We start from the raw sequence: 19,499 nt of genomic DNA on the forward strand, positions 1-19,499 counted from the left end.
CTTCACCAGCTGATTGTCCACGGTGTCCAGGCTCTCACTGGTTTCCGTCAAAAACTCCCGCAACAGATCATCCATGAAAACAGGCCTTCATACAGGGAGGGCGCGCACACAAGACGTGATGCGCCAATTCGGAATGGGGCCAGCTTCACCGCAAAGCGTTTAATATTGGTTGAGTATGTGGAAAAGAACGGAATCAACAAATAGATAAGGCGCTCCGGACAAGCCGAAGCGCCTCGTAAAGATTCGATTAACGTTTGAGAGCGGCTTCGTGTCTACGACGCGATGATGGTGATGGCCTCGCCTTCATGCGCGAGCCTCACGGTCAGGCCGCAAGCCTCTGCCAACAGCCGCGTATAATAAGGCTGGATCGCATGTGCATCCGCGGCCGGGCCGCGTTCGCCGCTCAGGAGCTCGGAGATGTTCTGCGGCAGGCGCGCATTATGTCCGGTCGCGGTGATGCGGAAGCTCATCGTCTCGCCCTCGCCGATCGGATCGATCGTCAGCGTGCCGCCGCGCGGGATCGTGTGCTGCGAAACGACCAGCATGTTGAGCAACAGCTTGACGCGATTCTTCGGCAGCAATATCCGCGGCAGATTCCAGGTAATCGAGCACTTGCCGTCCTCGATGTGGCCGCGCGCCATGGTCTGGGCATCGCCGAGATCGATCTGCGCGCCGGACGAGCCGGCCGCACCAAAGGCGAGGCGGCAGAACTGAAGGCGGGCGGAGGCGGTTTTCGCGCTCTTGCGTATCAAGTCCAGTGCGAACTCGCGGTCGTCGGGCTTTGGATCGTCATCGAGCACTTCGAGACCATTGACGATGGCGCCGACAGGGCTGATGAGATCGTGGCAGACCCGCGAGCACAGCAGCGCGGCGAGTTCGAGCGCATCTGGAGCGGTGGCGGTAGCGGGTGACGAAGCGTCAGACATAAAGGGTTCCTGGAATTGCACGGCGCGGACGCGGCGAATCAAGCATGCTTGACGAATGCCGCAGGTTCTAACATTCGCAAGCCCGTGGCAGCTAGCTTGCGATCGGTTCGAACCGGCCCTAATGCCGCGGCGAATCACTCGAGCAGGGATGGAATTGCCGATGAATGAGGCATGCAGGTGAAGCGGATCATTGATGGCGCGGCCGCCTCCCACCTGATGGAGCCGCTCACCGCGCTGGTGGTGAAAGCGGGCGAAGCCATCCTTGCGGTCAACCGCACGGCGATGCGGGTCGACGGCAAGCAGGACGGCTCGCCGGTGACTGAGGCCGACCTTGCCGCCGACCGCATCATCGCGGACGGGCTGGCCCAGCTTGCGGGCGACATCCCGACGCTGTCGGAAGAGCGGACCCAGCTCGCCTCGCCGCCGTTCCGCGACAGCTTCTTCCTGATCGACCCGCTCGACGGCACCAAGGAGTTCGTCGCCGGGCGCGACGAGTTCACCGTCAACCTTGCCCTCGTGACATCGGGCGTGCCGCTGCTGGGCATCGTCAGCGCCCCGGCCCTCGGGCTGCTCTGGCGCGGTATCGTCGGCCGCGGCGCCGAGCGGGTCAGGTTCGACGGCGCGACCATCGGCGCTGCCGAGCCGATCCATACCCGCAAGTTGCCGCCCCTGGGCGAGCCCTGGATCGCCGCGGTGAGCCGCTCGCATGGAGATCCCCGAACCGAGGCGTTCATCGATCACCGCCCCAGCGCCGTCAGAAAGACGGTCGGCTCGGCCGTGAAATTCGGCCGGATCGCGGAAGGCAGTGCCGACATCTATCCGCGCTTCGGGCCCACTTGTGAATGGGACGTCGGGGCTGGCTACGCGGTCGTGACCGCGGCCGGCGGCAGCGTAACCGATGGCAAAGGCGGCACGCTCCGCTTCGGTGAGCGATACGACAGCGGCTTCATCATCCCGGAGTTCATCGCCTGGGGTGACCCGCAGGCGGCAAGACTCTGATATCGCAAAGGCGCTACTGGCTGAGCTTGTCCTGGAGGGCCGGCCAGCGCTTGCCCACCTCGTAGAGGAAGCGCTCGGGATTGGCGGCGAAGGCGTCCCGATTGGTTTCCCGGCTGAACAGATAGAGCCGCTGCGCCGCGATCGCGAAGAAACGGGGGTTACCGGCGATGATGACGCCGCGGGCGATATCGACCGGATCGTAGCCGCCGAACTGCGGCCCGTAGACCTCGGGATGCGCGAGGAAAGAGGCGCGGTTGCCCTCGTTCCGAAAGCGCCAGACTGCGCCCCACAGGTTCGCCTCGAACTCGGCCGTCCCTTGCACGGCCGCGCCATCGACGAAATAGGCCACGGGGTCGAAGCCCTCGATCGCCACGCCGCTGAAGCGGTTGACGACGATCCGCTCGGTGGTGGCCGCCTGCGCCGGCACCCCCGCGCAGAGGATCCAAATGCCCGACAGCATGCAGACCAGAAGGCCGATCAAGGCAATTCCGGGGCGCAAAGGGCTGGCTTCCTGCCGTTGTGCCGTCATAGTTGCTGCGGATAACATCCGAGTCGAGGGGACATCCGGCGCAACCTAGAGCCGTGCCTGTTGGCGTCAGGTTAAGGAAGCGACCGGATTCGGTACCAGGGGTTCTTTTATGACTTTCGCATCACGCCTTGCCGCAGTCGCGCTTGCCGCGATGGTCGGGTGGATCATTCCGGCTTCCGCCCAGCAGCCGCCGCCGCCCGATTTGCCGCCGCCGCAGCGGACCCCGACGCCCAGCACCTATGGGCCGGACGAACTCGTGAACGCCGGCCACCGCTTCTTCGGCAACGTCTCGCGCGGTCTCGCCTCGATCATCGAGAAGGCGGTCAGCCAATGGGGCCTGCCCAACGGCTACATCCTCGGTGAGGAAGGGTCCGGAGCCTTCGTCGCCGGCCTGCGCTACGGCGAAGGCACGCTCTACACCAAGAATGCCGGCGACCTCAGGGTCTACTGGCAGGGTCCCTCGCTCGGCTTCGACTGGGGTGGCGATGGCGCGCGCACGATGACGCTGGTCTATAATTTGCCCGCCACCAACGCGATCTACCAGCGCTTCGCTGGCCTCGACGGCTCGGCCTACATCATCGGCGGCTTCGGCATGACGGCGCTCACCGCCAACAACATCGTGCTGGTGCCGATCCGCTCCGGCCTCGGCCTGCGGCTGGGAGCCAATATCGGCTATTTGAAATTCACCCCGCGCGCGACCTGGAACCCGTTCTAGGGTCCGCTTTCCCCTCCGGCGACGGATCAAGGTTAACGACATGTCGGGGCTGGCTTTTTGCCGGCCCCGCATGCAATGTCCTTGGTAAATTTTTCCTTAGCTTTGGGAGTTCTGGCCCATGGTCGAACCGATCATGTACCTGGCGATCGGTTTCCTGCTTTCGATGCTGTGCGGGCTCGCCATCGTGCCGCTGGTGCATAACCGCGCGGTGCGCCTGACCACGCGTCGGCTCGAGGCTGCCACGCCGTTGTCGATGGCCGAGATCCAGGCCGACAAGGACCAGCTCCGCGCCGAATTCGCCATGTCGGCGCGACGGCTGGAGATGAGCGTCGACCAGCTCAAGAACAAGACCACGAGCCAGCTCGCCGAGCTAGGCAAGAAGAGCGACGCCATCAACCGCATGAAGATCGAGCTCGGCGAGAAGAACGCCACGATCTTCGCGCTCGAGGCGCGCGAGAAGGCGGTCAAGGAGCAGCTTCGCGCCACCGAAGAGGAATTCAACACCAAGACCGCAGCCCTGCGTGCCGCCGAGCTCGCGCTGACCGACAAGCAGGGCGAGCTCGCAAAGATCAATTCCGAACTGTCCGACCGCTCGATGATGGCGGAGAGCCGGCAGGTCGAGCTGGTTGTGGTCCGTGCGCAGATCGAGGAGCTGAAGAACCGCGTCGGCGACGCCGAAAAGGAGTTTGCCGCGACGCAGGCGCGGCTGGCGCAGGAGCGCACCGAATCCGAGACCGCCTCGCGCGAGCTCGGCGACGCCCGCGGCCGCGTCGAGAATCTGAGCCAGCGCGTCACCGACCTCGATCGCCAGCTCATCGTGCAGGTGAAAGAGGCCGAGATGCTGTCGGGCCGCGTCGGCGATCTCGAGGGACGCCTTGCCACGCAGGGCAAGCTGCTCGCTGAGCGCGACTATGAGAACAACCAGCTCCGCCAGGCCAATGAGAGTTCCGAGCGCACCATCAAGGAGCTGCGCGTCGAGATCGCCGCCTTGAGCGGCGGCAAATCGTCGGCCGCGATGGAATCGATCCGCGCGGAAAAGACCGCGCTGGAGGAGCAGCTCCGCACCGCCCGCGACGAGCGCGCCAAGCTGCAGCGCGACATCAACGCGATCCAGCAGCAGGCCGAGAGCTCCTGGGCGACCGAGCGGATGGAGAACGCGCTGCTGCGCGAACGCATCAACGACATCGCCGCCGAGGTGGCCAAGCTCGCGATGCAGCTCGAAGGCCCGAACTCGCCGATCGAGGCCCTGCTCGCGGCGGAGGCCGGCCAGCCGCCGAGGCCGGCGCCGCGCCCGGCCAATGACGCCCCAACCAACGGCACGGCCGCAGGCACCCTGCCTGAAGGCGGCGGAACACTGGCCGAACGCATCCGCGCGCTCCAGGCCCACGCCTCCCGCGCCCGCCAGCAGGGCGCGTAAGCGGCCCGAAAACGGCCTCACCGCCGAGTTGCGGGTTCGGGGGAAGGTTTTCGGGCCCGGCAGCGCCTCGAAACTTGACACCTTCGGCCCGCACTTCTAAATCGCGGGCTCCAAAGCGCCGGCGGCCGAAACTCGGGTCGCCTGCATGATGGTTTCGGGTGCATAGCTCAGCGGGAGAGCGTTCCCTTCACACGGGAGAGGTCCAAGGTTCGATCCCTTGTGCGCCCACCATTAGTCCAGAATTTACAGTAGCTTAGCGACTTGCTTCCCCCACATTGTGCCCCGAAAAGTCTGGGGCACAACCCGGGCACCCTGCAAAAAAGATCATTCCTCTACTTCGTCCGCCGCTCCGATCCCGACGGCAAATCAAGAAAGCTGGTTGATCTTTCACCATGAGATCCGTGTCGTCGCGCGACCTTTGGGCCCGAGTTTCGTTGGGCGCTCGATAGGGTGAGTACGTTGGGATCGAGGCAACCTTCGCCGAGGTACCACGCGAGGAAGGTATCTTGCTTCCGCGGTTCCTTTGATGCTGCGCGCTTGCCGGTCTTGGCTGTGTTTTCCACTGGCGCCATGAGTTGCCGCCGCGTCAGCTCGGCAATGGCGAGCTCGAAATGGTGATCGAGACCACGTCGCCAGAGCAGATAGTGCTGGTTTCCAGTGACGACCTGCCGTCCGGTGAGGGACACCACATAGGGCCGCCTGCGATCATCAGGTTGCCAGCTCATGCACTGCTTCTCCGCCAGCTGTTGCCGTTGAGCCTCGCGCCCGACTTAGCTCGGATCGCTAGCGCTGGTGACGACTACGACGAGACCCCTGTGGCAACATTGTAAAGCGGTAAGGACTAATGGAGCCGGGGAGTTCGCTTTCGCATCCCGCTACCTCGGGGTCGGCTTACGGTCATCGCCCTTCCAGATCGTGATGCTACTCGGGCTTATTGACCGGTTGCGGTGCCGTAGCGCTCGTATGGCTCACAACGAAGGACCCGGCTCGCACCCTCCTGGATCACGACCGAGTACCAAACCTGCATCGAGCATTGGCGGATCGGGTCTCACCAGCTTCGTGGTGCTCACGCCCGCATTCGGATCAACTGCCATTTCGTAGTCCCGTTCAAGCAGCTCTCGCAGGCGCTCGATGCGAGCGAACCGGAATGGATGGACTGGTTTGATCATCGGGCTAGGCCCCTCAGGTCGAATGCGAACAATCGGATGATGAAAACGACGAGCGCGCGACGGGTGACGCTCATGAGTCGAGTTGCCGGTTCTCCGCCAAATGCCAGTCCGCGCCATGGAGGCGGATCATCTCCCGACGGGACCGCTCGATGAAGATGCGCTCAACGCAAAAGCCGGCTGCAACTGAAGCCGCCAGCGCAAGGCCACAGGCCATATAGTCATTGATGAAATTCCAAAACATGTTGCAGCCGGCAACTCCTACAAAAGTAAGTGCCATGATCAAATTACGAAATGCCTTAACCATCCTGCCCTCCAGTCAGTCGGCGAGGAACTTTTACCATTGCAACCATGGCGATTGGCAGCGTTTGACCCTTGGGATGAGCCGTCTTTCTGCTCGATCAGCCCGGGTCCGGCCGCGCTGTCGACCGCCGACCGCGAACGGGGCAGTGATAGCGACGCCGGCATACTTCATCACGGCAGGCCCCTTTCCCGAATGCCCCCGGCGAGGAGCTCCGCATCCCTTTGCGCGAGGGATGGACGCCGCACAGCGTGCGCCGTTGTGGCGTGGAGAAGAAGGGCCACCAAGCTCGCAATCATTCCGCTAATCGTTTCGTCAGAGCTTTGATTAGCAATCTGCCGCCGATGCGAGAGGATTGCCCCGCAAGTCATGCAATCTAAACGTTCCGCCTATTCCACGTCCGGGCGGTCCTCAGTTACTTTGCCGGCGTGGGTTGGGGGATCGCGCCTGTGCCGCAGGGGTTTGTCTACGTACTCGTTTCACCAAATAGCGATTACATAAAAATCGGCCGCACCGAACGGCCCATCGCTGAACGCCTTCGAGGAATAAATGGCGGTGAGGCGTACGCTCCCCATGGTCCGTGGGAATTGTCAGATTTCGTGCATGTCACGGATTGCACCGCGGTAGAGAGCGCGCTTCACCGTCACTTTCGTACCCGAAACGTGGAAGTCGAAGGGACGCGGGAGCTATTCAGCGTGGCCCCGCACGAGGCTAGAGAACAACTGCGCTCAATTAGCGAACTGCTTCGCGTCGATCACGAGCGGACGGATCGGCTCTTCCACAATCCCGATGTCAGCCTGTTTCTTTATCGCTTATTCCAGCTTTCGGGATTGTACGGCAACCTCGACATTCAGGGCGCGTGGACCTTAAGCGTTCTCCCGCAGACCAACGGAGGGCGTTGGTTCACATTAAACATCGGGTCTCACGAAGTCGCTTTCAGCACTCGAACACCTGCGGACGGAAAGTTCTCGCACTACCTCGTGCTTGACCGTCTCACTTTGGAGTATCCCAAAACGATCATGTGGCTCGGCCAACGTGCTGGGGATGTTCAACCGGCCGACTACAAAGCTGCTGAACGTGCAGTAAGCGTGAGTTTCGACGAGGATTTTGCAAATGCCGAACGCATCTTCGCCCTCGACGGAGTTCGGCGCGCCATGGTCGCTTATTGGGCTGATGCTCTGGCCGATCTTCGCGAGAGGAATGCAAAGAGCGTCTACGCAAGGTATCATTTCTACGATGCGGTGTCGCAGTTGCTCGAATATAAAAGAGCAAGAGACAAGGTGGTGGTAGGCGAGCGATGAAGCGATCCCTTCAACGACGGGAGCGTCTTGGGTGGAGGCCCCCGCCAACAGCCAGCCCCGGCCGCGCCCTCGCTCAGCCCGATTGTCTGTTGTCAAGGTACTTTGCCCTGCCTCAGCCGGTTGGATCAATTGCTCGGCGATGTACTTCCGGCTCTCATGATCGCCACCGTGCGGAAGCTCGGCACGCACTTGCTCCAGGACCGTCCATGTTCGCCTAGCCTGCGGTGAGACCATGAGCTTCCGAAATCGATCTACAAACCATTGCATCAGCGCTTGTTGAGCGTGGACAAATCGTTCGGCTGACCTATGGAAGAAATACTTTGGAGAAAGCTTCCGGCAGCGGCACACAAATTCACCGCGTGGTGGAGCAAGGAAAGCTCCATGAAGGCCGGGCACATCCAAGCAAGGGCGTGGGTGAAGGCGGGCTTTCGGGTTCGAGTAAAGTCGCGTCGTCGAATTCCACCGGGTCTGATCAAGATGTCCGGTTTAGCACTTGTCGAAGGCCTTCGCACGCTGGAACAGCACGGTTTGAAGTCCGGTGATGATCAACTTGTTCAACGTCTCACAATCGTTCGGCGACAGGTGGGGAAGCTGGCGCGCTGTCTTCCATTGCTCGATTGCGGCAGCGATCGCGACACGCAATTCGTGATCAGTCGGGCTGGTCATTGGTCGACCTCAATGCGATCGCCTACAGCTTCGTCCCTTTTGAAGCGGATGCAATTGAACCTTCGATGTACCGGTTGAGGGCTACTTCAGCGCGGGGGCGTACGGACGATGCGATCGGATCGGCTCGCAGCCCTATATCCGCTGCGAGTGTGATCTTGCGACCTTAGATATCGATGGCCGTCACTCGATCACTCTGCCAACTGAGCAAAGACTTTCCCGCTCGTCCTACTCGCCCGCCCTCGCTGTTTTTGAAAGCGCTGCAAGCGAGCGTAAACCGCTTGTCGGGTGCGGCCTAGCCGTTCGCCGACCTCCTCAGCTGTGGCACCTGCGCCAAACAGCGAGAGCAATTCAGCCTCTTCGTCCGGCAACCACGGACTCGTCGATGTGCGATCGTTCGTCATTCGCGATGCCTGCAATGCCTAAATCCGCGGCGGCGCTGGCCGCCGCGGCGGGTCGGGAAAGCGAGCTGGCCGCTCTGAGCGCGGCGGCGCCGGCAAGCGGCCGGGCTCAAGCAAGCGATTACCGCCCGTCATCCACGCTGCTAGACGAGCGTAGCTTCGCCTGAGAGCCGGAACGAACCAAGCGGATGCGTCCTCGTGATCCATGCCGCAGAACAATATCCATGAACCATTTAGAAAAGATTGCCGGCTGTTCCCGATCCCTAACCGATCGTAAACGATGGGATGGCAACAAACGGGCATGGAAACCGAACGCCCGCTTGAAACGATACGTCAAGGCATCGGTCGGCAGGAAAAGCGCAGGCCGCTTTTTAATCAGTTTCACCGGCAAATGCTCGATCCTCTTCGTGACCGCGATTGGGTGTCTTCTTCGAAGCTTCCCGATCATCCCGGAACAACGCTCGCTCTTTTGCGAAACGGATGGATGGAGCGACGCTCAACCGGCGAAGGTGTGGAATATCGTATGACCGAAGCCGGTCTGACAGAACTTAGCCGCCCCCGATAATCCGCAAGCCGGTGGGAAACGACGAACATGTCAAAGGCCATGGAATTGATCGTCGCTGGCTACGTGAAGGTGCGGGACCGTCGCGCGCTGACAGACTTGCTGGCACATCGTCGCAAGGTGCTCGCCCAGCTGCAAGCCGTATCAAGCATCAACCCAGAAAACGCAGTAACAGCGATCCAAGATGAATTGGCGCTGATCGAAGCCGGCCTCGAAGAACTTAAACCTCCGCCCGGTTCGCTGCCTGAGAACGAGTGGAGCTAGCGATGCGCGTTAACAAGATCAATTGGGACAAAATCGGCCGGGTAACGGAGCCGGGTCGATATAGGTGCTTTTTTGGATATCTAAACGTCACTTCAGAGGACATTGAGGTGTGGACGCGCTACCCCGATGCGACGTTCACCTTGATCACGCGGCCGACCACTGAGCAATCGGTGGGCGAAGATTACCGTCTAGGCGCGTTCGACATCGGCAATCCAGAACAGTAGGACGGTCCACCGTCGTCGCCTGGGGCACAGCCCCGACGGGCGTTGAGTGCGCGAGCCCGTCTATCCAGACCGCTTTGCCACTTCTGCGACGAGCAAGTCCCGTTCCCGCAAATGAGCCTTTTGGGTCTCAATCAGGGTGTCGAGAATGGAAAACGCGAGAGCAAGATCACGTCCCTCGCGCTTGAGCTGGGCGATGACCCTCTCTTGCTCACTGATGTGTTGCTCGCCTTCGTGAAGACGGCGTTCGGCTACGATCAAGCGCTCGCGCAGGCGCGAAAGCGGCCGCTCCTGCCTCCGCTCCGGTTCAAAGCGGGCGAGACGCCGTGGACCACACCAAACCTCGACAGGGTCGTTCGCCACTGCGGGAGAGCCCAGCTGTAGAGCCTCTTCGGCATTATTGCAGTCGATCTCTTGCGCGTTCAGTGTCCTACCGCAGTCGTAGAGCGTGAAGATATAGCAGCGCATCGCAGTTTCGCAGCTGTTGTTCAGTCAGGAATTCCAACGCAGGCCTAGACGTTCCTTCTTGGACATTCACCGGCTCAGAACCTTCCGATGCGGCTTCTCGGTTCCCGAATTAACTTCCAGCGCGGATATCAAGCTTAATTTGACGCTTTGATTGCGGCGACGCGTCGGAGGGTTAGCTTTGCGCACCGGACATTGCCCTGTCCGGGAACACCCCAGGCGAAGCCGTCGCGCCATCATATTCGGCGCGGCGGTTTCGTTTGCCCCTGCACGCCCGCGAGTGCGATTTTGAAGAGGCCGTCAAAACAAGAAGCGCTCGATCTCGCCGAGATGCGTCGGCAGATCATCGCTGTGCGAAGCCGGCACTCAGAAAATTTGCGCGTTACGTATCTGCTGAACAGATTGCTGGTCAAGATTGCATATCTCACTGAACCAGAGAGCCCTACTCACGCGGAGCAACTGCGCGAAGCGTTCACCCGAACCATGACGGATGTGGAGACCATCACGAGAGACGACCGCACCGCGCCGCCCGGTAAGGCTAACTAGTAGATTACATTGCCAGGAGGCCATTTCTGGGTCGAGCCTACCTGTAGTCGCGGAGGTGCCGATGTATCGCGTAAACGCTGCCTTCGCGGCAAGGGGCCGCCGCTGTCACAAGCGGCGGCCCCGCCCGCGGGCGGTCTAGTAAGCACGCCGCACTACTCGGGGCAGGGATGGCACTCTCGGAGAAAACTGGTGGGCAAGCGCGAGCACTGCGGCTTCGTCGGTTTCGAGCGCGATCTTCTGCGCGAGCATCACATCGCCAGCCGCCAGGGCCCGTTCGGGAACGAAACACCACCCGATCTTAGGCTGTCTTTCTTCATCAAGTTCCAAAACATTGCTCATGGTGCCCTGATGAATTCGATATCGTCGGCCGGTGTGAGAGCCCGTGACATCGAAATAACCCTCGGCATCAAACTGCGCACGCTGATCCGGAGATAGCCAATCGCGCAAAAGACGCCGCGCACGCGCTTCCGGCCCTTTTTGCTCGAAGAAGCTCCAATACAGCGAACGCAGGGCGCGCAAACGCGCATTACTGCCGACGCCGTTGCGCCTGAACAAAAACATTTGCCGTGCCGCGAAGGTGGCTAGCCGCCGACGAGGCGCGGATAGAACAGCGTCTCATCCGCAGTCGGATCAAATGTCCGTACGGCCTTGAGATCGCCGACTGGCGTCCGAGTAGCAGCGGTAAATCCTTGGTCTGTCAACTTCTTAAAGCGACGCTCAGCCTTGGCCAGCCCCTCGAGGGCGGTTTGGTCAAAAAAGTGTCTGCTGTCGCCTGTGTGGTCCATCACGATCTGAGTAGCCATCGAAGAGAACTCCGTAAGTGCTAACCCTACGGCGGAAGAACCTCGCGGCGCCGGCTAGTGTTCCTAGTCCGGGGAAATTTGCTGTGTTTCCCATTAGGCGTCCCTGACCGGCATCGACGAAGCCTGATCCGCCGCGACCTGACCGCAGCGCACTGACCTGATCGCGAAGCGGAAGCGGCATATATGGAGCCGTGCATCCGGAGACGAAGCACGGCGCGACCGGGCGACGCGGGAAAAAGATGCCAACGTGGCGTCTTTTACTTCCGATACCGCCGCAAGACAGGAAAACCAGAACGGACCATCCAGCGCGACGCGAACCGCGCCAAGGCGCTAGGCCCCGATCTGGACCGTGTTTCAAGACGTCGCGTACCAACCGACAGGACAGCCGTCGTGGCCGCGATCCTGCTCTGTTTGATCTTCAGCCCTGGCTAATCCAGCGCCCCTTAAATGGGGCGAGACGCCGTGATTGCGCAGCCGTGTCCACGGGACTGCCGGGCGGATAGGAGTGGTGCCAAAAGAGGACCTACAAGCGGACCGCCGAATTGGAAAAACCCGCGGAGAGTAATCGTACTCTGCCGGAGCCCTGAAAGGACATGCCGTAGGGTCATGCCACCCGCAGCGGCTACGCGGTTGCCACCGATCGCGAACAACCACCGATCGTAGTCGACATCGACATCGGCATGCCGATCGCGGTGGTGCTGCCGTTGGCGTCGACAACGACATGTCGACTATGATGATCGACGCCTTGCTGCCGAACATCATCATTCTGCTGGCGGCCGTAGTCGGAACTATATCCCACCGAGCTGTCGACGGCATTGCTTGGCTCTGGCAATCAAGTGCTCGGCGAGGCGCCCGATGATGGCATTGTCCAATCCGTCTTTCCGCCCTTGCTCCCGTACGGCGGCTACAATGTCCGGAAGCTGCTCGGCCATGGAAATCAGTCCGGCGATCACCTTGTCAGGATCGAGGCGCGTTTCGCGTGCGAATTTCTGCCAATCGCGCAAACCAATCTGGCTGAGCTTGTAATCACCGCCGATTTTCATCGCGAGCTTGATCTTCTGCAGATCGATGTCATCGTAGGGAAGAATGCTGGCGATGTCGTAGAGGGGGGCGAGCCGCACGTGAGGGCCGCCGGCCAGCAGCAGCGAATAGTTCTTGGCATGAGCATCCGTACCCGCAATCAGCCAATTGAAGCCTAGCGCCTCGACAAACGTGTCAACGTCGACGACGCGATCCGTGGAGTAGGTGCGCAAAAGCTCGATCACGTCGGCAGGGCTTGGTCCGCCATCGTTTTGATACTTTCTGGTCGGCAGGATCCCGAGCGCCTGGCAGATATCCTCCTGGTGGACGCGGACAATCTCGTTCCCACTGAACTGCCGGTCGTAGCGCTCGATGACGATGGCGATTTCTTTTCCGAAGCGCATCACCTGGGTGTCGGCGACGGGCAGACCGAGATTGCGGGCGAGTATGAGGCAGATATGTTCATTTTCCGCGTGTCCATCGAAATGGCCGGTCGGCGGTTTGAGGATATGCGTCGTCGGAATGCGCCCAGAGGGAATTCCCCATTTGCCCTTTTGGAAAAGCAAGGCGGTTTTGGGTTGGGCGCCCGCAAGGCTGAATTGTCCGGCATCGCGCGGCAACCGCCATGCGGCGTGATCCTCGCGCAAGGTCTGCAGGCGTTTGGCGATCGCCGTTTCGTCAAGCCATTCGACCTTGTCTTCGGCGCCGCTTCGCAAGGCGTCCAGCCGATCGGGCGGGACGAACTGGACGGCGCCGGCGCAGTCCTCGCCGACATTGGAAATAAGGGCAAACACGTTGCGCGCCGACACCTGAAATCGTCGGGCCCACCGTTCGAGCACGTGTTCGTTGTCGGGCAGGAGTCCCCAGAGGAAAGCCTGCACGGCGGAAGGTCCGTGCTCTTCGGCCGCGAGCGGCATGGACAGTGACAGCGGATAGGCTCCTTCGGCCTGGCGCCAGTCCTTGTCATAGACAAGGGTGAGCCGGCCGCGGGCGTCATTGCGCACGCGGCCGATTTCCCGGCCGTCCAGCAGAGCAACAAGTTCGCTCGTCATGCCTTTTTCTTCCTGGCCTTGGCCACGATGGCGTTGATATCGACGGCTGGCCTGGTGGCCCCGCGGGCCGGCGCTTGTTCTGTGCTCGCATCCAGGCGGATGTCCAGGGCGTCAAGGGCGCGAAGGATCAGACCGAGTTCAGCGCGCGCGTGACCGTGCTCAACTTCGATCACCCATTGGCGGCTGACGCCAATGCGTTTGGCAAAAGTCGATTGATCGAGTTTGAGCTTCTTGCGCCGGTCGCGAAGGATGGCGCCGAGTTCGGCCGGTGTGCGTATGAGCATGGGATATCCAAATGTCTCCGTTCGCTTACTTTAGCATAAGTCGGCGTTCGTTGACAATTTGTGAATGTCAGCGTCCGATGACAAAGTTGAATGTCATCGAATGCTGACTTAGTGCCCAACTGTTCGAAGCAGGTAGTCCCCACTTGCGGCGATATGGCGTGTTCCGGAACGACTATACCGCTGCAGCGCTACGGGGGAGCACTACGTCTTGAGACCGCCGCACGGCATGTTCTCAGGCGCCGTTCAGGCAATCGCATAAGGGTTCGATACCCGGGACGGACCGCCCCTACAATGAGAACGCAGATGAGGGGCATCGCTGCTGCCAGGTAGCGTCGATTCAGGAGTGAGTTGGGGGACGACCCTCCTCATTGAAGCAATTCGAACAGGATTTGGTTTCTCTGGCAATTAGCCCGAGCGAATATTCCGGCTGGTTACAAATTGGACTCCGATTTCCGAGCCGTCCAGTCGAATCAACTTGCATCGCCGGTAAGCTAATCCGACGGTTGAAAGCAGTAGGAAGAACTGGCGAGCTTTGAGCACGTCTGTCGATCCATCAATTCGAAGGCGTGCTCCGGTGTCGGAAACGTCGATGAGAATGCAATCGCGCCGCCACGTGCCGTCTAGACCTAAAAGGGTTGCCCGGTACTCGTGCTCGAAGTGAACGCGCTTTGATTTTCGCTTATCCCACATCCAATGGCTTTCAGTCCAGACCGGGCGAAGCGGAGCCAAATTGCTCCTCATCTGGCCTCGCATCTGCAATCAAATGAAAATGACAACTACCAAGAGGCAAAATATCTGTCAGCTACTGAAAGCGGACGCGGCTCTCGCCACCACTTTCCGAAGATAGTTCGTGCGGGCTTGAGCGACGTAGTTGGAGATGCTCCGGGACAACAGCGATTGAAGTCTACAAAAATGGCAACACGATCGACCAACTCACTTTACGTGAAGACGAGCGGAAGCAAAGTTGCGCAACTCCAGCTGCCGACGGCACCAGAAGCTGCTGCTGACAAGATCAAAAATGCCCATGAACGAACTCTATTTTGGCGAGGAGTAGACATCGCCGGCTCATCATGAAAGATTATTCAAATACGGCGCATAATTCCTGCTGGTCTCCCAATGGGCCGCTGGTTTCCAGCACGATCAGCGAGCAGTGCGCCGCATTCCCGCACCGTTCAACCCTGTGGCGCGTAAGGGGACGCGATCGCTAATCGGCAGTAGAGTAGAGCACCTGCGTTCAGATGCAGAGCAGGACTGTCGAACTCGGAGACGTCTTGGGCGCGGCACAATCCGACGCGAAGCCCATTTGGCTTCGTAAACAACTAGGCTGATGCCGCCCAATTTGAGCGCCGATGGCTACTACTCACTTTCGATCGCCCTCTGTGCGCAATGGACGCCTCTACAGTAGTCTAGGCACGGGCGAAAGATCATAGGTCTGAAATCGTTTTTGACTTCACAAGTGGCGAGTCCGGCTTTTGATTCTGGCGGTCCCCAAGTAAGGGCTTTTATCTCGAACAGGGTTTGAGGTAACTTCAAGAGGCCGCTGTCCCCCGCCAGCGGTGTCTTAGCCTCGTCGGGAGAGTTCGTCCGATGCCAATCCAAGTATGGGCTCTCGCCACGTCAATCGGTTGGACATTGGTCGTGGCGGCGATCCTGCTCTGCTTGATCTTCAGCCCTGGCTAATCCGGCGCCTTACGAGGGGCGAGACGCCTAACCGTCATGATTGCGCAGCCGTGTCCACCGGAGTGCCGGGTGAATGGGGTGGGCAAGAGTACTCAGAAGCGCCACGCGGAATTGGAAAAGCCGCGGAGGAAAAATCATCTTTTGCCGGAGCCTCGAAAGAGCACCTCTAACGTGAGGTGATGCCAGCAGCAGCAGCGACTACGCGGCTGCCACCGATCGCGAGCAGCGACTAACCGTGGTCGACATCGACATCGACATCGATATCGGCATGCCGACCGCGGGGATGTTGATGCTGCTGTTTGCGTCGAAAACGACAAGTCGATGATCGGCGGCAATCTCTGACTGATCGGCCGAACAGCATGGTTACGCAGGCGGCCAGCGCGGAACCTGCGATCGGCGCCTGATTCCATATCTCATGCCGTTAATGGCGCTTTCCACCGCATGAAGCGCCGCTCCAGTGCCTCCAGAATGGCATTGAACACCAGCCCGATGACCGTCATGCTGAGGATGCCGAAATACATTTGCGGAATTAGGAAGCTGTACTGGCTATTGATGATGGAGATAGCCGAGGCCGGCCTTGGCGCCGACCATTTCGGACGCAACCAGCACCAGCATGGCCGACGCGCTGGCCAGACGAATACCGACGAAGATAGTGGGAAACGCAGCCGGCAGGATGACCTTGCGAAACAGCTGCTGCGGGGTTGCACCCATGGTCCGCGCCGACTTGATCAGCAACGGATCGACCTGTTTCACCGCGGCAACGGTGTTGAGCAGCAGCGGCCACGCGCAGCTATAGACCACCATCGTGATCTTCGACGTTTCGCCGATTCCGAGCAGCAGGATGAAGACCGGCAGCAGCGCAAGCGGCGCGGTGTTGCGGCAGATCTCGATGAACTGGTTCACGAGATTGCCGAGACGCGCATACCAACCGACGGCCACGCCAAGCGGGACGATCAAGGCGACAGAAATCAGAAATCCGCTCAGGGCACGCAGCAGGCTGGCGGAGACGTCATCATAGAGCTCGCCGGTTTGCGCAAGCTGCCAGCCGGCCGCGATCACCTCCGAGAAGGGTGGCAGGAACACGGGATCGATCAGCCCGAGCCGCGGCGCCACCTCCCATGCCGCCAACAGGGCAATCAGCAGCAATGAGCGGTGCCCGAAGGCAGCCAGCCCGCGGGCCGCGGCGCGGATTCGGCCGACCGCCGGTGATGCCGGGCCTTCCACGCTGGTGAGCGGCTCTCGGCGCCTGTGTGCAAGCTCCAGCAGCGTCAACATCTCGAGACTAGACATGGGCGCCCCCTTCCACTTTGCGATCGGCTCGTGCGAAAGCGCCGGCGGTCAATTGCCCTTGCTGCGCTCTCAAGACTTCCTCGCGTAACAGACTCCAGACCTCGTGGCGCACGCGGCCGAATTCAGGCAGCGAGCGCACGTCGTCGGCCTCGCTGCGCAGCACGTCCGGAATGTCGATGATCCGCTTGATCCGGCCCGGACGCGACGTCATCACCGCCACGCGCTGGCCGAGCACGATGGCCTCGTCGATGCCGTGGGTGATGAAGACGATTGTCTTGCCGGTGGCGCGCCAGATCCGCAGCAGCTCGCCCTGCAGCGTCTCGCGCGTCTGGGCGTCAAGCGCGGCGAACGGCTCGTCCATCAGCAGCACTTCCGGATCGTAAGCGAGGCTTCGCGCGATCGCGACGCGCTGCTTCATGCCGCCGGAGAGCTCATGCGGGTAGCGGTCGGCAAAGCCGGACAGCCCGACCAGGTCAAGGAAATGCCGCGCGATGTCGAGCCGCTGCTTGGCCTTGAACCCGGCGATATCGAGACCGAACTCAACGTTCTGCGCGGCGGTGCGCCAGGGAAACAGCGCATACTGCTGGAACACGATGCCGCGGTCGCGAGCGGGTCCGGCAATCGGCCGGCCATCGAGCAGAATCCGGCCGTTGGTCGGCAGCGTGAGCCCGCCCAGCAGATCGAGCAATGTGGATTTCCCACAGCCGCTTGGGCCAACCAGGGCCAAGAATTCGCCGGAGCGAACATCGAGCGTGATGTCCTCCAGAGCGATGAAGTGGCGGCCTGGTGCGCCTCCCTCCCCGCGCAGGACGAACTCCTTGCGGACATGCTCGAAACGGATCTTGACGGAGGTCATCGGGCCTCCGCCGTTTTTCCGGGACGAAAATAGTTGAACGCATTGGTGTAGGTGTCGGAAGCCTTGACCTGCCCCGGCTTGAACAGGCCGTCCTTCACCAGCCAGTCGATCCATACCTGGATTTCGCTGTCTGAGATCAAGCCGCTCTTGGATGCAACACCGGTGCTCTTCCAGTATTTGATCGAGGAGGCATCCTCGTTGCGCTTGCGCTCGGCGATGATCTTGTCGAACCGGGCCCGCACCTCTTCCGGCGGTGTGGTCTGGGCCCATTCGATGGCCCGCGAAATCCCCTCCACCAGCTTACGCGAGGAATTGGGATTATCCTTGATGAATTTGTCCCGCAGTACATAGGCACCGCCGGTGAACTGGCCGAACAGATCGGTGTCGACAAAGAGCGAGCGGATGCCACCCCGTTCCAGCGCCTTGTCGCGCAGGACACCGCCCAACGCGCTGACCTCGACCTGGCCCTGGCGCAACGCTTGCTCGCCGCTGACCGGAGGGATCGCCACCAGCGTGACCTGCCTGGCTTCACCAGCGCTGAGGCCGGACCTACCCAGGTACTCGCGCAGCACGAACTCCAAATGTGCGCCCAGCGTGTTGACCGCGACCTTCCTGCCGATCAGGTCATGCGCGGTCTTGATCGGGCTGTCGCCCTTCACGAAGTAGCCGTAATAGGTGTTGGCGTCGGAGCCGTAGTAGCCGACCACCGCCTTGACCGGCGCCTTCGCCGCGATCAACTTGAGGATCGCCCCATAGAACGCGCCGCCGATGTCGATATCGCCGGTGACGACGGTCTGGATGTCCTGCGGCCCGCTGATGGTGTTGCCGACCCATTTGAGCTTGAGCGGGGCGAGATAGCCGAGGTCCTCGGCCAGCTCGATAAACGTCACCTGCCCGGCCGATCCCTGGTAGCGGATCTCGGTCTTCTCGAGCGGCGGCTCGGCGAATGCCGGGGCCGTGAGGCCGAGCGCCACGGCGCCCGCCAACAAAACCCGCAACGTGTTGCGGGTGGCCCGTCCCAACCCGGCGCGCCTTGCGGGAAGCAATCGAAGTATAGCGTTCATCATTGTGACTCTCGTGAGCTAATCAGGATCAAGCGGCTTTGGCGGTCTGGGGCTTGGATGTCTTGACGCGCGTCACACTGCGGCGACCGTCGACGCTGAGCGGTACATCGCCATCGATGGTGGCCCGGCGCACAACGCGGTGCTGGTTGCCATAGTCGTTGACCGCGTAATGTTGCGTGGCGCGATTGTCCCAGATCGCAACGTCGCCGGCCTCCCAGCTCCAACGAACGGTGTTTTCCGGCGCCGTGATATGCGACTGGAACAGGTCGAACAGCTTCTGGCCGTCGGATTTCGGCAGGCCAACGAAGCGCTGCACGAAATTGCCGAGCACGAGCGTGCGCTCGCCTGTCTCGGGATGGACGCGCACCACCGGATGCTCGGTCTCAAAGATCGTTCCGGTGAACACCTCGTCGAAGTGCTTCTTGTCCGCCTCGGTTGCCCGCGTCTTCACGGCATAATCATAGGCGTTGCTGTGAACGGCCCACAGTTCGTCGGCGAGCTTGCGCAGGGGCGCCGGCAGGTCGAGATAGGCGGCTGCCGTGTTCGACCAGACGGTGTCGCCGCCGTAGGGTGGAATCACCACGCCGCGCAGCACCGAGATTTTCGGATAGGCGTCGACGAAGGTGACATCCGTATGCCATTGGTCGGCGCGGCCACCGCCTCGGCCCGAGTCCAACTCCAGGATCGACGACGTGCCGTTGATCGCGCCGACCGTCGGATGGGGCACCAGCTTGCCGAGTCTGATGGCAAAGCGCTCCTGTTCGGCGTCGTCGAGATGTTCCTGGTCCCGGAAGAAGATAACCTTGTGTTCGAGCAGCACTTGGTTGATGGCACGGATGGTCTCGTCCGAAAGCTCGCCCGACAGTTTGATGTTCCTGATCTCGGCGCCAAGCCTGGCCGCACGCTTGACGATGCCGGCGCGCGGAATGACGTTATCAATTGTTGTCGTGTTGCTCATGGTCGTGCTCTCGTCA

At 61.0% G+C, this 19,499-nt stretch carries 23 protein-coding genes and 1 tRNA gene; 9 read left to right on the forward strand and 15 right to left on the reverse strand.

Annotated features, from left to right (window positions below):
• The coding region (locus AC0L3S_RS32275) for a hypothetical protein (RefSeq protein WP_473266856.1) at positions 1–204 on the forward strand (204 nt) is incomplete at its 5' end.
• Positions 205–272: 68 nt separating this feature from the next.
• Here the strand turns inward: AC0L3S_RS32275 and chpT are convergent.
• Positions 273–926, reverse strand: coding sequence for a histidine phosphotransferase ChpT (gene chpT, locus AC0L3S_RS32280; protein WP_018458347.1), 654 nt, complete (start codon positions 924–926; stop codon positions 273–275).
• Between the two features lie 171 nt (positions 927–1,097).
• On the opposite strand from chpT, the gene AC0L3S_RS32285 reads away from it, so the two are divergent.
• The gene (locus AC0L3S_RS32285) at positions 1,098–1,925 is read left to right on the forward strand and encodes a 3'(2'),5'-bisphosphate nucleotidase CysQ family protein (protein ID WP_473283709.1); all 828 of its coding nucleotides are present in this window, start codon (positions 1,098–1,100) and stop codon (positions 1,923–1,925) included.
• Positions 1,926–1,938: 13 nt separating this feature from the next.
• On the opposite strand, the gene AC0L3S_RS32290 is transcribed toward AC0L3S_RS32285, so the two are convergent.
• Positions 1,939–2,424 carry a YHS domain-containing (seleno)protein gene (locus AC0L3S_RS32290; RefSeq protein ID WP_473266862.1) on the reverse strand — a complete coding sequence of 162 codons (486 nt, stop codon included), beginning with the start codon at positions 2,422–2,424 and terminating at the stop codon, positions 1,939–1,941.
• A gap of 139 nt (positions 2,425–2,563) precedes the next feature.
• On the opposite strand from AC0L3S_RS32290, the gene AC0L3S_RS32295 reads away from it, so the two are divergent.
• The 3 genes from AC0L3S_RS32295 to AC0L3S_RS32305 all read left to right on the forward strand — a co-directional run bounded on the left by AC0L3S_RS32295 (position 2,564) and on the right by AC0L3S_RS32305 (position 4,817).
• Positions 2,564–3,169 carry a DUF1134 domain-containing protein gene (locus AC0L3S_RS32295; protein WP_007606270.1) on the forward strand — a complete coding sequence of 202 codons (606 nt, stop codon included), beginning with the start codon at positions 2,564–2,566 and terminating at the stop codon, positions 3,167–3,169.
• 118 nt (positions 3,170–3,287) lie between these two features.
• A complete protein-coding gene (locus AC0L3S_RS32300; protein WP_473251433.1) occupies positions 3,288–4,586 on the forward strand; it encodes a hypothetical protein in 1,299 nt (432 codons plus the stop codon).
• A gap of 156 nt (positions 4,587–4,742) precedes the next feature.
• A tRNA-Val gene (locus tag AC0L3S_RS32305) sits at positions 4,743–4,817 on the forward strand.
• 101 nt (positions 4,818–4,918) lie between these two features.
• On the opposite strand, the gene AC0L3S_RS32310 is transcribed toward AC0L3S_RS32305, so the two are convergent.
• Together AC0L3S_RS32310 and AC0L3S_RS32315 are read right to left on the reverse strand one after the other, a co-directional pair.
• On the reverse strand, positions 4,919–5,311 hold the full coding sequence (locus AC0L3S_RS32310; protein WP_259219501.1) for a hypothetical protein: 393 nt from the start codon (positions 5,309–5,311) through the stop codon (positions 4,919–4,921).
• Between the two features lie 514 nt (positions 5,312–5,825).
• A complete protein-coding gene (locus AC0L3S_RS32315; RefSeq protein ID WP_259219500.1) occupies positions 5,826–6,059 on the reverse strand; it encodes a hypothetical protein in 234 nt (77 codons plus the stop codon).
• A gap of 443 nt (positions 6,060–6,502) precedes the next feature.
• On the opposite strand from AC0L3S_RS32315, the gene AC0L3S_RS32320 reads away from it, so the two are divergent.
• Positions 6,503–7,354, forward strand: a complete 852-nt coding sequence (locus tag AC0L3S_RS32320; RefSeq protein WP_259219499.1) for a GIY-YIG nuclease family protein — start codon at positions 6,503–6,505, stop codon at positions 7,352–7,354.
• Between the two features lie 486 nt (positions 7,355–7,840).
• On the opposite strand, the gene AC0L3S_RS32325 is transcribed toward AC0L3S_RS32320, so the two are convergent.
• On the reverse strand, positions 7,841–8,020 hold the full coding sequence (locus tag AC0L3S_RS32325; protein ID WP_259219498.1) for a hypothetical protein: 180 nt from the start codon (positions 8,018–8,020) through the stop codon (positions 7,841–7,843).
• Between the two features lie 622 nt (positions 8,021–8,642).
• On the opposite strand from AC0L3S_RS32325, the gene AC0L3S_RS32330 reads away from it, so the two are divergent.
• From AC0L3S_RS32330 to AC0L3S_RS32340, 3 genes are all read left to right on the forward strand, one after another.
• Positions 8,643–8,945 carry a hypothetical protein gene (locus tag AC0L3S_RS32330; RefSeq protein WP_456652731.1) on the forward strand — a complete coding sequence of 101 codons (303 nt, stop codon included), beginning with the start codon at positions 8,643–8,645 and terminating at the stop codon, positions 8,943–8,945.
• A 65-nt stretch (positions 8,946–9,010) separates the two neighbouring features.
• A complete protein-coding gene (locus tag AC0L3S_RS32335; RefSeq protein WP_259219496.1) occupies positions 9,011–9,244 on the forward strand; it encodes a hypothetical protein in 234 nt (77 codons plus the stop codon).
• Positions 9,245–9,246: 2 nt separating this feature from the next.
• Positions 9,247–9,468 carry a hypothetical protein gene (locus AC0L3S_RS32340; protein ID WP_007600502.1) on the forward strand — a complete coding sequence of 74 codons (222 nt, stop codon included), beginning with the start codon at positions 9,247–9,249 and terminating at the stop codon, positions 9,466–9,468.
• 60 nt (positions 9,469–9,528) lie between these two features.
• Here AC0L3S_RS32340 and AC0L3S_RS32345 read toward each other — a convergent pair whose 3' ends face one another.
• The 10 genes from AC0L3S_RS32345 to AC0L3S_RS32390 form a co-directional block, all read right to left on the reverse strand.
• Positions 9,529–9,933 (reverse strand): hypothetical protein, encoded by a 405-nt coding sequence (locus tag AC0L3S_RS32345; protein WP_259219495.1) that lies wholly within the window; start codon positions 9,931–9,933, stop codon positions 9,529–9,531.
• A gap of 678 nt (positions 9,934–10,611) precedes the next feature.
• A complete protein-coding gene (locus AC0L3S_RS32350) occupies positions 10,612–11,037 on the reverse strand; it encodes a hypothetical protein (protein WP_259219493.1) in 426 nt (141 codons plus the stop codon).
• 20 nt (positions 11,038–11,057) lie between these two features.
• Positions 11,058–11,279 carry a hypothetical protein gene (locus AC0L3S_RS32355; protein ID WP_007600495.1) on the reverse strand — a complete coding sequence of 74 codons (222 nt, stop codon included), beginning with the start codon at positions 11,277–11,279 and terminating at the stop codon, positions 11,058–11,060.
• A 788-nt stretch (positions 11,280–12,067) separates the two neighbouring features.
• On the reverse strand, positions 12,068–13,351 hold the full coding sequence (locus tag AC0L3S_RS32360; protein ID WP_259219492.1) for a type II toxin-antitoxin system HipA family toxin: 1,284 nt from the start codon (positions 13,349–13,351) through the stop codon (positions 12,068–12,070).
• The gene (locus tag AC0L3S_RS32365; RefSeq protein ID WP_259219491.1) at positions 13,348–13,635 is read right to left on the reverse strand and encodes a helix-turn-helix domain-containing protein; all 288 of its coding nucleotides are present in this window, start codon (positions 13,633–13,635) and stop codon (positions 13,348–13,350) included. The genes AC0L3S_RS32360 and AC0L3S_RS32365 overlap by 4 nt, the downstream gene beginning before the upstream one ends.
• A 405-nt stretch (positions 13,636–14,040) precedes the next feature.
• On the reverse strand, positions 14,041–14,388 hold the full coding sequence (locus AC0L3S_RS32370; RefSeq protein WP_310473304.1) for a PilZ domain-containing protein: 348 nt from the start codon (positions 14,386–14,388) through the stop codon (positions 14,041–14,043).
• Positions 14,389–15,861: 1,473 nt separating this feature from the next.
• Positions 15,862–16,605: an ABC transporter permease gene (locus AC0L3S_RS32375; RefSeq protein WP_259219490.1), complete on the reverse strand. Its 744-nt coding sequence runs from the start codon at positions 16,603–16,605 to the stop codon at positions 15,862–15,864.
• The gene (locus AC0L3S_RS32380; protein WP_259219489.1) at positions 16,598–17,461 is read right to left on the reverse strand and encodes an ABC transporter ATP-binding protein; all 864 of its coding nucleotides are present in this window, start codon (positions 17,459–17,461) and stop codon (positions 16,598–16,600) included. Before AC0L3S_RS32380 ends, AC0L3S_RS32375 begins: the two co-directional genes overlap by 8 nt.
• Positions 17,458–18,528 carry an ABC transporter substrate-binding protein gene (locus AC0L3S_RS32385; RefSeq protein WP_259219488.1) on the reverse strand — a complete coding sequence of 357 codons (1,071 nt, stop codon included), beginning with the start codon at positions 18,526–18,528 and terminating at the stop codon, positions 17,458–17,460. Before AC0L3S_RS32385 ends, AC0L3S_RS32380 begins: the two co-directional genes overlap by 4 nt.
• 25 nt (positions 18,529–18,553) lie before the next feature.
• Positions 18,554–19,483 (reverse strand): TauD/TfdA dioxygenase family protein, encoded by a 930-nt coding sequence (locus AC0L3S_RS32390; protein WP_259219487.1) that lies wholly within the window; start codon positions 19,481–19,483, stop codon positions 18,554–18,556.
• Positions 19,484–19,499: the final 16 nt, after the last annotated feature.

The sequence above is a fragment of the Bradyrhizobium sp. Ken01 genome (assembly GCF_055807355.1).